13 protein-coding genes and 1 tRNA gene are annotated in these 13,781 nt (G+C 71.6%); 5 read left to right on the plus strand and 9 right to left on the minus strand.

Features of this window, described 5'->3' with window-relative positions; translation table 11 throughout:
* The first annotated feature begins 94 nt into the window (after window positions 1-94).
* Window positions 95-778 (plus strand): class I SAM-dependent methyltransferase, encoded by a 684-nt coding sequence (locus tag ASG88_RS14330; protein ID WP_056888104.1) that lies wholly within the window; start codon window positions 95-97, stop codon window positions 776-778.
* Window positions 779-796: 18 nt separating this feature from the next.
* On the opposite strand, the gene ASG88_RS14335 is transcribed toward ASG88_RS14330, so the two are convergent.
* The 4 genes from ASG88_RS14335 to ASG88_RS14350 all read right to left on the minus strand — a co-directional run bounded on the left by ASG88_RS14335 (window position 797) and on the right by ASG88_RS14350 (window position 3,026).
* The gene (locus tag ASG88_RS14335) at window positions 797-1,834 is read right to left on the minus strand and encodes a zinc-binding dehydrogenase (protein WP_056888105.1); all 1,038 of its coding nucleotides are present in this window, start codon (window positions 1,832-1,834) and stop codon (window positions 797-799) included.
* Between the two features lie 114 nt (window positions 1,835-1,948).
* Window positions 1,949-2,038, minus strand: a tRNA-Ser gene (locus ASG88_RS14340).
* Window positions 2,039-2,070: 32 nt separating this feature from the next.
* Window positions 2,071-2,508: a nucleoside deaminase gene (locus ASG88_RS14345; protein WP_056888289.1), complete on the minus strand. Its 438-nt coding sequence runs from the start codon at window positions 2,506-2,508 to the stop codon at window positions 2,071-2,073.
* 32 nt (window positions 2,509-2,540) lie between these two features.
* Window positions 2,541-3,026, minus strand: coding sequence for a tRNA adenosine deaminase-associated protein (locus tag ASG88_RS14350; protein WP_056888106.1), 486 nt, complete (start codon window positions 3,024-3,026; stop codon window positions 2,541-2,543).
* Window positions 3,027-3,128: 102 nt separating this feature from the next.
* Between ASG88_RS14350 and upp the strand changes: the two genes are divergently transcribed.
* Together upp and ASG88_RS14360 are read left to right on the plus strand one after the other, a co-directional pair.
* The gene (upp, locus tag ASG88_RS14355; protein WP_056888107.1) at window positions 3,129-3,770 is read left to right on the plus strand and encodes a uracil phosphoribosyltransferase; all 642 of its coding nucleotides are present in this window, start codon (window positions 3,129-3,131) and stop codon (window positions 3,768-3,770) included.
* A gap of 10 nt (window positions 3,771-3,780) precedes the next feature.
* The gene (locus tag ASG88_RS14360) at window positions 3,781-4,842 is read left to right on the plus strand and encodes an alpha/beta hydrolase (RefSeq protein WP_162259851.1); all 1,062 of its coding nucleotides are present in this window, start codon (window positions 3,781-3,783) and stop codon (window positions 4,840-4,842) included.
* Window positions 4,843-4,854: 12 nt separating this feature from the next.
* Here ASG88_RS14360 and ASG88_RS14365 read toward each other — a convergent pair whose 3' ends face one another.
* The 5 genes from ASG88_RS14365 to ASG88_RS14385 form a co-directional block, all read right to left on the minus strand.
* Window positions 4,855-5,808 carry a hypothetical protein gene (locus tag ASG88_RS14365; RefSeq protein WP_056888109.1) on the minus strand — a complete coding sequence of 318 codons (954 nt, stop codon included), beginning with the start codon at window positions 5,806-5,808 and terminating at the stop codon, window positions 4,855-4,857.
* Window positions 5,809-5,878: 70 nt separating this feature from the next.
* A complete protein-coding gene (locus ASG88_RS14370; RefSeq protein WP_056888110.1) occupies window positions 5,879-7,072 on the minus strand; it encodes an ABC transporter ATP-binding protein in 1,194 nt (397 codons plus the stop codon).
* Between the two features lie 7 nt (window positions 7,073-7,079).
* On the minus strand, window positions 7,080-8,012 hold the full coding sequence (locus ASG88_RS14375; protein ID WP_082600451.1) for a sugar ABC transporter permease: 933 nt from the start codon (window positions 8,010-8,012) through the stop codon (window positions 7,080-7,082).
* On the minus strand, window positions 8,012-9,619 hold the full coding sequence (locus ASG88_RS14380; protein ID WP_200956453.1) for an ABC transporter permease subunit: 1,608 nt from the start codon (window positions 9,617-9,619) through the stop codon (window positions 8,012-8,014). Before ASG88_RS14380 ends, ASG88_RS14375 begins: the two co-directional genes overlap by 1 nt.
* Before the next feature lie 83 nt (window positions 9,620-9,702).
* Complete coding sequence (locus tag ASG88_RS14385) at window positions 9,703-10,977, minus strand: maltose ABC transporter substrate-binding protein (protein ID WP_056888112.1); 1,275 nt, start codon at window positions 10,975-10,977, stop codon at window positions 9,703-9,705.
* A gap of 193 nt (window positions 10,978-11,170) precedes the next feature.
* Here ASG88_RS14385 and ASG88_RS14390 point away from each other — a divergent pair, with 193 nt between their 5' ends.
* Together ASG88_RS14390 and ASG88_RS14395 are read left to right on the plus strand one after the other, a co-directional pair.
* Window positions 11,171-12,160 carry a LacI family DNA-binding transcriptional regulator gene (locus ASG88_RS14390; protein ID WP_200956454.1) on the plus strand — a complete coding sequence of 330 codons (990 nt, stop codon included), beginning with the start codon at window positions 11,171-11,173 and terminating at the stop codon, window positions 12,158-12,160.
* Window positions 12,161-12,241: 81 nt separating this feature from the next.
* Window positions 12,242-13,780 carry a Re/Si-specific NAD(P)(+) transhydrogenase subunit alpha gene (locus ASG88_RS14395; protein ID WP_056888113.1) on the plus strand — a complete coding sequence of 513 codons (1,539 nt, stop codon included), beginning with the start codon at window positions 12,242-12,244 and terminating at the stop codon, window positions 13,778-13,780.
* Window position 13,781: the final 1 nt, after the last annotated feature.

Here is a 13,781-nt window from a genome sequence, read left to right on the forward strand (position 1 = left end):
AGATCGTGTGCGGATCGGAGCCGTACGCCGCAGGCTGGCGACCGAGGACCCGACCGCGCACCGGACGCCGGTCAGGCCGAGACACGGAGGCACGATGACGCACGGGTTCGACGCGGACTACTGGGAGGACCACTGGCGTGAGGTGGGTGCTCGTGACGGGCACCGACAGGCTCCCGCCAACCCCTACCTCGCCACCGGGACCGAGGGCCTCGTGCCCGGCACGGCCCTGGACGCCGGCTGCGGCGAGGGCGCCGAGGCGATCTGGCTCGCCGAGCACGGCTGGCGGGTCACCGCCGCCGACATCTCGGCCGAGGTGCTGGCGCGGGCGACCGAGCGGGCGGCCGCGAGCCCGGCCGCGGACCGCATCGACTGGCGGCCGGCGGACCTGGGCACGTGGGAGCCGGTGGGCGCCTTCGACCTGGTCACCACCCACTACGCGCACCCCGCGATGCCCCAGCTGGCGTTCTACGAGCGGATCGCCGCCTGGGTCGCGCCGGGTGGGACGCTGCTCGTGGTCGGCCACCTCCAGGACCCGGGTGGTGACCACGGGCACGGCCACGGCCACGGACACGACGCCGGTCACGGCGCCGAGGACGACCAGCCGCCCGCGCACGCCACTGTCACCGCGGCGAGCGTGGTCGGCTGCCTCGACCCGGACGCGTGGGAGGTCGTCTCCGCCGAGGAGCGCAGCCGGACGATGGAGGGGCGGGAGGCGCCGTTGCACGACGTCGTCGTCCGGGCCCGGCGCCGTACGTCGCACGGGGCGGCCGCCTCGTAGTCCCCCGGCGGCGTCGACTCAGCGCGTCGGGTCGACGATCGTCATGCCGGCCACGGTCGCCGTGTCGAAGCCGGGCAGCAGCGCCGCTGCCTCCTCGAGGCTGACGGTGCGCTCGACGAGTCGCTGCGGAGCGAGGGCGCCGCTGCGGATCAGCTCGAGCATCTCCGGGTAGTCGACCGCCGCCATGCCGTGGCTGCCGAGCAGGTCCAGCTCCCAGGCGATGACGCGCGCCATCGGCACCCGCGGGTGCCCGTCCACCGGGGGCAGCAGCCCGACCTGGACGTGGCGTCCGCGGCGGCGCAGGCCGAGGATCGCGTCCGCGCTCGTCTGCTCGCTGCCGACCGCGTCGACGGCGACGTGGCTGCCACCGCCGGTCAGGTCGGCCACCACGGACGGCACGTCGACCCCGTCGGCCAGCACGACGTGGTCGGCGCCCAGCGCGGTGGCGACCTCGAGGGCCTCGGGGTTGCGGTCCACGGCCACCACCCGTGCCCCGAGCGCGCGGGCGATCATGATCGCGCTGAGGCCGACACCGCCGGCACCGACGACGCTTACCCACTCGTCCTCCCGCAGCCGGGCCCGCGCGCCGAGGGCGCGGTAGGCCGTGGCGAAGCGGCACCCCAGACCGGCCGCGGTGGCGAAGTCCACCTCCTCCGGGACGGCCACCAGATTGGTGTCGGCCGCGTGGAGGGCGACGAGCTCGGCGAAGGAGCCCCAGTGCGTGAAGCCCGGTTGCTGCTGGTCGGGGCAGACCTGCGCCTCACCGGCCCGGCACCACTCGCACCGGCCGCAGCCGCAGACGAAGGGCACCGTCACCCGGTCCCCAGCCTGCCAGTCGCGGACGTCCTGGCCGACCTGCTCGACGACCCCGGCCAGCTCGTGGCCCGGCACGTGGGGGAAGGCGAGGTCGTCGTGGCCGGCCCAGGCGTGCCAGTCGCTGCGGCACATCCCGGTGGCCATCACCCGCACCACCACCCCGCCCGCCGGGGCGACGGGATCGGGCACCTCCCGGACCTCGGGTCGGGCTCGGACGGCATCCAGGACGACAGCGCGCATGGCGACATCGTGGCACCCGCGAGCCGAAGGCCCGGATCGGTGCACCCCGAGATGACACAAGGCCCGGACCCACGTCCGTGGGTCCGGGCCTTGCAGATGTCCTGGGACATCACATGGCGGTGGCGGTGGGATTTGAACCCACGGTGGGTTTGACCCCACACATCATTTCGAGTGATGCACCTTCGGCCGCTCGGACACGCCACCGCGGGAGAGATTACCGGACGTCGCACGAGGTGCTAAATCGACCTCTGACCGGCGAAGAACGCGTCCAGCAGGGAGGTCGACTCGGCGGCCAGGACGCCGGCGACGACCTCGGGCCGGTGGTTGAGTCGCCGGTCGCGCACCACGTCCCAGAGCGACCCCGCGGCGCCGGCCTTGTCGTCGTACGCACCGAAGACGACGCGGTCGACCCGCGCCAGCACGGCCGCGCCGGCGCACATGGTGCACGGCTCGAGCGTGACCACCAGGGTGCAGCCGGTGAGCCGCCACTCGCCGAGGGCGCGGGCGGCGGCGCGCAGGGCGACGACCTCGGCGTGGCCGGTGGGGTCGCCCGCGGCCTCGCGGACGTTGTGGCCGCGGGCGAGGACGCCACCGGACGGGTCGAGGACGACCGCGCCGATCGGCACGTCGCCGGTCGTCCCGGCGGCCCGGGCCTCGTCGAGGGCGAGGCGCATCGCGGTGTCCCACACCGGGGGAGCGGCGGGGCTCATGCAGACGTGAAGCCGACGACGTCGTCGAAGAGCTGGCCGAAGCCGAGGCGGCGGGCGACCTCGGAGAGCATCTCGTCGGGGTAGAGGTCGACGTCGTCGAGGAGCACGGCGAGGTCCACGGCGTGCAGCCCGAGGTCACCGAGCAGCTCGAGGTCGCCCGCGGGCGCCGGCTCGTCCTCGTCCTCGAGCGGCGGCAGGCCCAGGACGTCGAGGGCCGACCGTGCCAGCTCCCACTCCTCGGCAGCGGTGACGTCGGACAGCAGCACCCGGGTGGACGAGCCGTCCACCCGGACCAGCACGAAGAAGTCCTCGTCGACGGCGACCATGCCGACGGCACCGGCGTCGCCCGGCAGGCGACGCAGAGCGTGCGACAGGGAGTCGACCGACTCGAAGGCGGGCGACGCGATCTCCTGCAGCTGCCACTCCCCGTCGTCGCGGAAGGCGGCGAGCGCGAAGTCGACTCCGTCCGACTGCTCAGACATGGAGACCCCTTCCCGTGCTCCGTCCCCGCCGAGCCTCCAGCGTCGCAGAAAGGCGACCCGCCGCCAACCCTGTTCACGCCCGCGCCCACTAGGGTTTGCGCCATGCGCACCCACGTCGTCGACCACCCGCTGGTGTCCCACAAGCTCACGACGCTGCGGGACGAGACCACGGACTCCCCGACCTTCCGCCGGCTGACCGACGAGCTGGTGACGCTGCTGGCCTACGAGGCGACCCGCGAGGTCCGCGTCAACGAGCACACCATCCAGACTCCGGTGGCCGCGGCGACCGGCGTCAAGCTCGCGACGCCCAAGCCGCTCGTGGTGCCGATCCTGCGCGCCGGCCTCGGGATGCTCGACGGGATGATGCGGCTGCTCCCGACCGCCGAGGTGGGCTTCCTCGGCATGATCCGCAACGAGGAGACGCTGGCCGCGTCGACCTACGCCGAGCGCCTCCCGGAGGACCTGTCCGGTCGCCAGTGCTACGTCCTCGACCCGATGCTGGCCACCGGTGGCACCCTCGCCGCGGCCATCCGCTTCCTCACCGACCGCGGCGCCGACGACATCACCTGCATCTGCCTGCTGGTCGCCCCCGAGGGCGTCGCTGCCCTGGAGAAGGGCCTGGAGGGGCTCGACGTCCCGGTCACCGTCGTGACCGCCGCCATGGACGAGCGCCTCAACGAGAAGGGCTACATCGTCCCCGGCCTCGGTGACGCAGGAGACCGCCTGTACGGCGTGGCGCACTGACGTGGGTGCCGTGCGGCCCACCCGCCGCGACCGCCTCGAGCGGGCCGTCAACCGGGTGGCCTCGGCCAGCCCGGCCCGGCTCCAGTCGCTGCTCGCCGGCAGCGGCGTCACCAGCGAGGGCCAGCGGCTCAGCCCGCAGTTCGCCCTGGCCCTCCGCGCCCTGGCGCTGACCGGCAAGACGTCGTACGACCAGCTCGACGTGCCCGCCGCCCGGGCACTGCTCGAGAAGGAGTCGTGGACCTTCACCGGGCCCACCATCGAGGTCGGCGCCGTCCACGACGTGACCCTCGACGAGCCCGGCGAGGTCCCGGTCCCGGCCCGCCTCTACCTCCCCGCCGACGAGCCGGGTGGCTTCGACGGCCCGCCGCCCGTGGTCGTGTTCCTCCACGGCGGCGGCTGGGTGCTCGGCAGCGTGGAGAGCCACGACGCCGTCACCCGCTTCCTGTGCCGTCACGGCCGGGTGGCCGTGCTGTCGGTCGACTACCGGCTCGCGCCCGAGCACCCGTTCCCCGCCGCGGTGGAGGACGCCGTGCACGCGGTCCGCTGGGCCCGCCGCCACGGCGAGCAGTGGGGCTACGACGGCTCCCGCCTCGCCGTCGCCGGCGACTCCGCGGGCGGCAACCTGTCCGCCGTGGCCTGCCAGCAGCTCCGCGGCAGCGACGACCTGCCCGACCTCCAGGTGCTCGTCGTCCCGGGCGTCGACTTCAGCCGTCGCACCGCGTCCCGGGCGGCGTACGGCGACGGTTTCTTCCTCACCGACGGCGAGATGGACTGGTACGAGGACCACTACCTCGGGCCCGACACCGACCGCAGCGACCCGCGGGCCTCGCCGCTGCTGGCCGACGACCTGGCGGGCCTGCCGCCGGCGTACGTCGTGGTGGCCGGCTTCGACCCGCTGCGCGACGAGGGCGAGGCCTACGCGAGGGCGCTGCGCGACGCCGGCGTGCCGGTGACGCTGCGGCGCCACACCGCGCTGGTACACCCCTTCATCAACGGGATCTCGATGAGCGACGAGGCCCGTGCGGCGGGCTTCGAGATCGTCGGGGCGATCCGGCTCGGGCTGCGCGCCTGAGTCGAGCAGGACTCAGCCCGACTGGTCCGCCACGAGGTAGCCGTCCTCGAGGTGCACCCCGATGGGGTCGACGATCTCCATCGCGTCGATGCCCTCGGGCTCACGGTTCAGGAAGCCGATGAGGCACCACGACCCGTCTCGGCGCTGCACGAGCGGGGCGGCGAAGAGGGTGGGTGCCGCCGTGAACGGCCGGGCCGCGGCCACGTCCCACGGACCCAGCGGCGAGTCGCCCGGCACCGACCAGGTGCAGAAGTCGCCGAAGCGGGCCCGGTGCTCGTCGGTCTGCTCGTCGGGGTGGCAGGTGAAGACCAGCACCCACTGGCCGTCGACGTGCCGGACCTGGATCACCTCGAGCTGGCCGAAGCCGCTGCCCGGCTCGCTGAGCGGCGCGCCGACCTCCCACGTCGTCAGGTCGCGGCTCCTGGCGTGGCCGACCACGCCGTCGTCGTTGCGGTCCGCGCCCATGGCGCGGGCGGTGACCAGCATGTGCCACCCGTCGCCTTCCGGGTCGCGGAGCACCTGGGGGTCGCGCCAGGTCTCGCTGGCCGCGACGTCCTGCGGGTGCGTCTTGTACCAGCGCGGGTCGATGCCGACCAGGGGAGCGTCGCCGATCCGGTGCCAGGTCGTGAGGTCGTCCGAGACCGCGAGACCCAGGCGCTGGTCGGTGAGCCCGCCGCGCTCGGAGATGGCGGTGTAGAACAGCCGCCACCGGCCCTCGTCGTCACGCACCACCGAGCCGGTCCAGATGGCCAGGTCGTCCCACGCGCCCGCGACCGGTCCGAGCGCGTCGGGGCACTCGGTCCACGTCACCAGGTCGCCGGAGACGGCGTGCCCGACGATCGCGCGCGTGTGCCGCGACGACGGGCCCGCCTCCGAGCGCTCGGCCTTGAGGAAGAACAGGTGGAAGTCCTCGCCGTCGTCGACGACCCAGCTGTCCCACACCCAGTGACCCGCCAGCCTCAGCACGGCGGGACCGGCCCCGGCGCGGCGTCGGTGCCGGTGAGGACGACGCGCGCCCGCGGCTCCAGCGCGGCCATCAGTCGCGGATCGCCAACCCGGTCTCCGGGTCGAAGAAGTGCAGCCGCTCCTGGTCGATGGCGATCTCCACCTGGTCGCGCGGACGCACGCGCGAGCGCGGGCTGAACGACGCCACCCAGATGTTGCCGTCGTGCGCCACCGGCACGTCGTCGACGCCCGCGTCCTGCTCGAGCGCCTTGGTGTCCTCGGTGACCACGCGCGGCGCGTCGACGGGGAAGTGCACCACGATCTCCGAGCCGAGGGCCTCCGTGAGGGCCACCGACGTGGTCAGCCGCGCCTTGCTGTCGGCGTCGCGGGCCAGGGAGGCGTCCTCCATGTCCTCGCTGCGGATGCCCACCGCGACGTCGCGACCGGCGTACGACGCGAGCGCCGGGCGGGCAGCGGTGACCGAGTCGGGCACCTGGATGGTCGCCCCGCCGAAGCTCACCGTGACGCCGGCGTCGGTGCGATCCACCCTCCCGATGGCCATGTTCATCGGCGGCGAGCCGATGAAGCCGGCGACGAAGATGTTGTCGGGGTGGTCGTAGAGGTGCTGCGGGGCGCCGAGCTGCTGGAGCACGCCCGCCTTCATGAGCGCGACCCGGTCGCCCATGGTCATGGCCTCGGTCTGGTCGTGGGTGACGTAGATCGTGGTGACGTCGAGGTCCCGCTGCACCTGGGCGATCTCGGCGCGCATCTGCACGCGCAGCTTGGCGTCGAGGTTGGAGAGCGGCTCGTCCATGAGGAACACCTGCGGCTCGCGCACGATCGCGCGACCCATGGCCACCCGCTGGCGCTGGCCACCGGAGAGCTGCTTGGGCTTGCGGTCGAGCAGCGGCCCGAGCTCGAGCATGTCGGCGGCCCGCTTGACCCGCTTCTCGATCTCGCTCTTGTCCATGCGCCGCAGCTTGAGGCCGTAGGCGATGTTGTCCGCCACGCTCATGTGCGGGTAGAGCGCGTAGGACTGGAAGACCATGGCGATGTCCCGGTCGCGCGAGGGAAGGGTGTTGACCACCCGGTCGCCGATGGTGAGCGTGCCGGTGCTGATGTCCTCCAGTCCCGCGATCATGCGCAGGGCGGTGGACTTGCCGCAGCCGGACGGGCCGACGAGCACGATGAACTCGCCGTCGGCGATGTCGATGGACAGGTCGTGCACGGCGTGGAAGCCGTTCTCGTACTGCTTGTTGACCTTGTCGAGGACTACTTCGGCCACGATCCACTCATCCCTTCACGGCGCCGGCGGTCAGTCCGCCGACGATGTAGCGCTGGAGGTACATGAACAACCCGACCGTCGGAATGGCCAGGATCACTGCGCCCGCCGCGAACTCACCGAACTGGGCGTTCTTGGTCAGCGGGTCGGCGATCATCCCGTAGAGGCCGACGGCTGCGGTCTTGGACTCGTCCTGCCGCAGGAAGATGCTGGCGATCAGGAACTCGTTGATCGCCCCGATGAAGCCGAGGAGGCCGGTGATCGCCAGGATCGGCGCCACGAGCGGGAGGATGATGCCGAAGAAGACCTGGAAGTGCGTCGCTCCGTCCATCTTGGCCGACTCGTCGAGGTCCTTCGGGATGGTGTCGAAGAAGCCCTTCATGAGCCAGGTGTTCACCCCGAGGGCGCCACCGAGGTAGAGCAGGATGAGCCCGGCGGAGGTGTTGAAGCCGATCACCGGCCACAGCTCGGTGATCTCGGCGAAGATCAGGTAGATCGCGACGATCGCGAGGAACTGCGGGAACATCTGCACGAGCAGCAGGCTCATGAGGCCGGTCCGACGCCCCTTGAAGCGGAAGCGTGAGAACGCGTACGCCGCGCAGGCCGAGATGAGCATCGAGATGGCGGCGGCGAGCGAGGCGATCACCAGGCTGTTGACGAACCAGCGGGGGAACGATCCGTCGAACAGCTCCTGGTAGTTGACCAGGCTGACCTCCCGGGGGATCAGCGTGGCCGAGCTCAGGGTGCCGGTGGGGTTCAGCGAGGCCGACACCACGAACAGGATCGGGAAGATCGAGAAGGCCAGCGCCAGGATGCCGACCAGGTGGCTCAGCCCGGTGCGCCGGAACCAGCCGCCCTTGGCGGAGCCGTGCCGGACCACCTCGGGCGGCGGCGACCCGTCCTCCGCCGCGGCCGGGGTGGCGTTCGATGTCGTGGTTGCCATCAGTTGATCTCCTCCAGGGCCTGGGTGCGGCGGAAGCTCACGATCGAGACGGTCGCGACGATGAGGAAGATGAGCACCGAGATGGCGGCGGCGAACCCGTAGTCGGCGCCTGATCCGCCGAACGCCAGCCGGTACGTGTAGGTGATCAGGATGTCGGTGCTGCCGGCACTCGGGTTGTCGGGCGGGAAGGGTGCGCCCGCACTGGTCAGGAAGATCGCCGTGAAGTTGTTGAAGTTGAAGGCGAACGACGTGATCAGCAGCGGGGCCAGCGCCACGAGCAGCAGCGGGAAGGTGATGGTCCGGAAGGCGTAGAACGGCTTGGCGCCGTCGACCCCGGCCGCCTCGACGAGGTCGGAGGAGATCGACTGGAGGGCGCCGGTGATGACCAGGAACATGTAGTTGTAGCCGAGCCACAGCTGGATGAGCAGGATCGCGAACATCGAGCTGGCCGTGCTGCCGAACCAGTTGATGTCGGTGCCGAGGATCCGGTTGATCAGACCGAAGTCCTTGTTGAACATCTCCCGCCAGACGAGGTACATCGCGATGCTGGGCATGGCGTACGGGAGGATGATCAGCGATCGGTAGAGGGTGCGGCCCCGCATCAGCGGGTTGTTGAGCGCGAGCGCCACCAGCAGGCCCAGCGCGAAGGTGATGACCACGGTGCCGATCGCGAAGGCGAAGTTCCACACCAGGATCCGCAGGAAGGACTCGCGGATCGTGTCGTTGGTGAAGACACGCACGAAGTTGTCGAAGCCGACGTTGACCTTCCAGCCCTGGGCGAGGTTGCGCTGCGAGCCGTCCTGGCTGACGAAGGAACCCTCCTCGGCGTCCGCCTCCCACACGTTGCCGGTGGTGGCGTCGGTGATGCAGTCGCACTCCTCGTCGTAGGACTGCTGGGGAGCCCCCTCGAAGGCTGCCGACAGGCCCTGGCTCTTGATGGCGCCGTCGTCGGTGGGGACGCTGAAGGCGGTGATGTCGTCCTGGCGGGCGTTGACCTCGGGGACGGTGAGGACGGTGTAGTCGTCGGCGGCGGTGATCTTGCCACCGGGGGTGGGGGACTCGAAGGTCCCCTCCTCGAGCGGCTCGAGCCCGTCGGCCGTGCCGACGAAGCTCTCCTGCGCGGCGGGGTCGGACAGCAGGAAGACGATGTCGCCCGTCGCCGCGTCGCCGTCCGTGGCCAGGGTCAGGGTGTAGATCGTGGAGTCGGGGACCTGCTTGACCGAGGCTCCCTCGATGGCGGTGATCGCCTGTTCCTTGGTGCCGCGGTGGCCGTCGCCGAAGTTCGTGAACGCGGTCGAGACCGTGTAGAGGACCGGGACGACCTGGAAGGCGATGAGGAAGAGCGTGCCCGGCAGCAGGTACTTCATGGGCACGGTGCGGGGGGACAGGTAGACGTAGAACGCCAGGCCGGTGACGGCGGCCACGACGGCCAGCCCCAGCCAGTTGTCGGCCCGGAACAGCGGGAGGGCCGCCCAGAGCGCGACCGCGGTGATGAAGGCGAGGCCGATGATCTTGATCATCAGCATCAGCGGGCTGCTGGTGCCGTCGGCGCCCAGCCCGAACCGGGGCGCCTTGCGGCCCGGGGGCGTTGTGGTGCTGCCTGCCACGTGACTCTCCTCGCCGATGTCGTGGGCGGTCGACCGTCACTCGGGGCGGGCTCACTGGCCCGCCCCGAGGGACGAACGGACTGCTACTCGTTGATGGCCGCTTCGATGGCCTTGGCCGCGGACTGGATCGTCGACTCGGGGTCGGCGCCGCCGATCACGGCAGCCTCGGCCTTGCCCAGCGGGTCCCAGACCGCCGCCATCTCCGGGATGCTCGGCATGATCTGCCCGTTGGCGGCACCCGCCGCGGCCACCGCGGCCACGGCCGGGTTGTCGCCCTCGATCTGGCTCAGCGTGTCGGTGTTGGCCGGCACGTTCTTGGTCGCCTCGAAGAGCTGGGCGCCGACGTCGGCCCGCGACCAGTAGTTGGTCACGAACTCCTGGGCGAGCGTCTTGTTGGCGCTCCCGCTGGCGACGTACGCCGCGTCGACGGTGATGAACGGCGAGGCCGGGTCCATGCCCTCGAAGCCGGGCACCTCGGACACCTCGTAGTTGATGTCGCTGGCGTCGATCGTGGTCAGCTGCCACGGGCCCTCGATGAGGAAGGGGGTCTTGCCCTCGGTGAACAGGCCGATCGCGTTGTCGGTGTTGACCGAGCGCTTCAGCACACCCTGGCCCTTCTCGCCGAGCTCGCCGATCTTCTCGTACGCCTCGACCGAGCCCGGTGTGCCGACGCCGAGGTCGCTCGGGTCGAAGGAGCCGTCGTCGGTCTGGCCGAACATGTAGCCGCCGCCCGAGGTGTAGAGCGGGTTGATGAAGTAGGGGTTGCCGGTGTTGCTCACGGGCCAGGCCAGGGGCGCCTGGGCGCCCTCCTGGACGGCCTTCTTGCCGGCCGCGACCATCTCCTCCACCGTCGCCGGGGCGTCGGGGGCGAGGTCGGTGTTGCGGATCAGCACGATGTTGTTCATCGTGAAGGGCATGCCGTAGGTCTGCCCGTCGAAGGTGACCGCCTCGAGGGCGAGCGGCTGGAGCGTCGAGGACACCGTCTCGGGGATCTGGATCGGGTCGATGGTGCCGTTCTGGACCAGGTTGCCGATCCAGTCGTGGGCGCCCATCACGACGTCCGGGGCGTCCCCGGCCTGTGCGGCCGTCACGAAGTTGGCCTGCAGCTCGGAGCCGGGCAGGACCTCGACGGTCACGTCGACGCCGTTCTCCTCGCCGAACGCGTCGGCGAGCGCGGTGGTGGCGTCGCCGCCGGGGCCGTCCCCGACCCAGATCAGCAGCTCGCCGCCGCTCGCCTCGGGGGCGTCGCCACCGCTGGACTCGGTGTCGCTGTCGGAGTCGCCCCCGCAGGCACCGAGGACCAGACCGGCGGCCAGCAGGCCCGCCGCGGCCCTGATCGTACGAGTTCTTGTGCGCATGGGTGGAGCTCCTTCGCGGAATCGCGGATGGGGTTGAATGGCCCCAGCAGACTCGTCGGGACCCTTGCTAAAACGATTTGGCAGGAGTAAACCCTGTGACCTACGCCACGTCAACACCCCTGGGGTGGCACGTGACCAGATCGAAACATGACGAGAGGTGCGGGACGAGATGCGGGGAGCCAGGCGATCGCGGGTGCGGTTGCGCGACGTCGCCGAGCGGGCCGGTGTGTCGCCCACGACGGCGTCGTTCGTCCTCAGCGGACGCGACATGCGGATCTCCGAGGAGACCCGGCAGCGCGTCCTGCGGACCGCCCGCGAGCTGGACTACCGGCCCAACCTGGCGGCGCGCAGCCTACGCACCCAGGACAGCCGCACCATCGGCCTGGTCGCCGACACGATCGCCACGGGGCACTACGGCGGCGAGCTGATCCGCGGGAGCATGACCGCGGCGCTCAAGCACGGCCATCGCCTCCTCGTCTGCGAGTCCGAGGGCGACCCGAGCCTCCAGGCCGCGCTCGTCGAGGACCTCGTCGGTCGCCAGGTCTCCGGCCTGGTCGTCGCCACCAGCTCGCACGACCGGGTGTCCGCGCCGCGCGGGACCGGCGGCCTCCCCGTCGTGCTCCTCAACTGCCGCAGCGACGCGCCGTACCCCGCGATCGTCCCGGACGAGGTGGCGGGAGGTCGCGCCGCGGCCGGTCTCGTCGTCCGGGCCGGACACCGCCGCGGGATCTGGCTCGTCGGCGAGACGCCGGCCAGCTCCCTGCCCGGCACGGGCCGCTTCGAGGGGATCGTCGCCGAGCTCGCCGGCGCCGGTGCCGTCCTCGACGAGCAGCTGTCGTGCAAGTGGTGGCCCGAGGCGGCGTACGACGTGATGGCGCAGGCGCTGGCCGGGGGCGGGCGCCCTCGTGCCGTCGTGTGCCTCAACGACCGGATCGCCTTCGGGGTCTACCAGGCGCTGGCCGAGGTCGGGCTCGAGGTGCCCCGCGACGTGTCGGTGGTGTCCTTCGACGACTCCGAGCTCGCCAGCTGGCTGCGGCCCTCCCTGTCGAGCATCGGGCTGCCGCAGTTCGAGATGGGACGCCTCGCCGTGGAGGCGCTGCTCGGCACGGAGGCGCCTCCTGCAGAGCGCCTCGTGCCCATGCCGGTGCGGGCCCGCGACTCGATCGCACCTCCGGCGGTGTGACCCGGACCACATGAGACTCCCGTGCCGGGGGGTGCTCCGCGTGTACCTTGAGCGCGGTCCGACCCCGACAGGAGGCCCCACGTGCGCATCGGCATACCCCGTGAGTCCCGCGAGGGCGAGACGCTCGTCGCGGCCACGCCCACGACCGCCGGCCAGCTCCAGGCCCTCGGCTACGAGGTGGTGGTCGAGCGCGGCGCAGGCACCGCGGCGGCCCAGCCCGACGAGGCGTTCGAGGCCGCCGGGATCCGGGTGACGGATGCCGAGGAGGTGTGGACCAGCGACGTCGTCGTCAAGGTCAACGCCCCGACCCCCGACGAGATCTGGCGCCTCCGCGCCGGCGCGACCGTGATCTCGCTGATGGCACCGGCCCGCAGCCCCAAGCTCGTCGAGCAGCTCCAGGCGCAGCGGGTCACCGGCCTGGCCATGGACGCGGTGCCCCGCATCTCCCGCGCGCAGGCGATGGACGTCCTCTCCTCGATGGCCAACGTCGCCGGCTACCGCGCCGTCGTCGAGGCCGCGCACGCCTTCGGGCGCCAGTTCACCGGGCAGGTCACCGCGGCCGGCAAGGTCCCCCCGGCCCGCGTGTTCGTGGTCGGCGCCGGCGTCGCCGGTCTGGCCGCCATCGGTGCCGCCGGGTCGATGGGTGCGATCGTGCGGGCCTTCGACGTACGTCCCGAGGTCGCCGAGCAGGTCGAGTCCATGGGTGCGGAGTTCGTCACGGTCGACATGGAGCAGGAGGTCTCGTCCGACGGCTATGCGAAGGAGATGACCGCCGACCAGGAGGCGGCGACCGATGCGATGTACGACGAGGAGGCCCGCAACGCCGACATCGTCATCACCACCGCCCTCATTCCGGGCCGGCCCGCGCCGCGGCTCATCACTGCCGAGACGGTCGCCGCGATGCGCACCGGCTCGGTGATCGTCGACATGGCCGCGGCCAACGGTGGCAACGTGGAGCTGACCCGCACCGACGAGAAGGTCGTCACCGACAACCTCGTCACGATCCTCGGCTACACCGACCTCGCCGGCCGGCTGGCCGCGCAGACCAGCCAGCTCTACGGCACCAACGTGGTCAATCTCCTCAAGCTGATGACCCCCGGCAAGGACGGCGAGCTGGTCCTCGACCTCGAGGACGTCGTCGTACGCGGCATCACCGTGGCCCGCGACGGCGAGTCGATGTGGCCGCCGCCCCCGGTCCAGGTGAGTGCCGCGCCGGCCGCGGCCGCTGTGGCCGCTCCGGCCGAGCCGCAGAAGACCGTCGAGAAGCGTCCGCCGGACCCTCGCCGGAAGTGGTACGCCGCGGGCCTCGCGGCGGTGCTCTTCGCCCTCGTCGCGGCGTACTCACCGCCCGACTTCCTCGGGCACTTCACGGTCTTCGCGCTCGCGGTCTTCGTCGGCTACTACGTCATCTCCAACGTGGCCCATGCGCTGCACACGCCGCTGATGAGCGAGACCAACGCGATCTCCGGGATCATCCTGGTCGGCGGCATCCTGCAGGTCGGCAGCGACAACACCGTGGTGACCGTGCTGGCGCTGATCGCGGTGCTCGTGGCCAGCATCAACATCTTCGGTGGCTTCCTGGTGACGCTGCGCATGCTCGAGATGTTCAGGAAGGACTGAC

The organism is Nocardioides sp. Soil777, assembly GCF_001428425.1.
Classification (GTDB): domain Bacteria; phylum Actinomycetota; class Actinomycetes; order Propionibacteriales; family Nocardioidaceae; genus Nocardioides; species Nocardioides terrigena.

Excerpts from the sequence above, each read along its gene's own strand:
- ASG88_RS14330 (WP_056888104.1), top strand. The coding sequence starts at position 95 with ATGACGCACGGGTTCGACGCGGACTACTGGGAGGACCACTGGCGTGAG.
- ASG88_RS14335 (WP_056888105.1), bottom strand. The coding sequence starts at position 1,834 with ATGCGCGCTGTCGTCCTGGATGCCGTCCGAGCCCGACCCGAGGTCCGG.
- ASG88_RS14345 (WP_056888289.1), bottom strand. The coding sequence starts at position 2,508 with ATGCGCCTCGCCCTCGACGAGGCCCGGGCCGCCGGGACGACCGGCGAC.
- ASG88_RS14350 (WP_056888106.1), bottom strand. The coding sequence starts at position 3,026 with ATGTCTGAGCAGTCGGACGGAGTCGACTTCGCGCTCGCCGCCTTCCGC.
- upp (WP_056888107.1), top strand. The coding sequence starts at position 3,129 with ATGCGCACCCACGTCGTCGACCACCCGCTGGTGTCCCACAAGCTCACG.
- ASG88_RS14375 (WP_082600451.1), bottom strand. The coding sequence starts at position 8,012 with ATGGCAACCACGACATCGAACGCCACCCCGGCCGCGGCGGAGGACGGG.
- ASG88_RS14385 (WP_056888112.1), bottom strand. The coding sequence starts at position 10,977 with ATGCGCACAAGAACTCGTACGATCAGGGCCGCGGCGGGCCTGCTGGCC.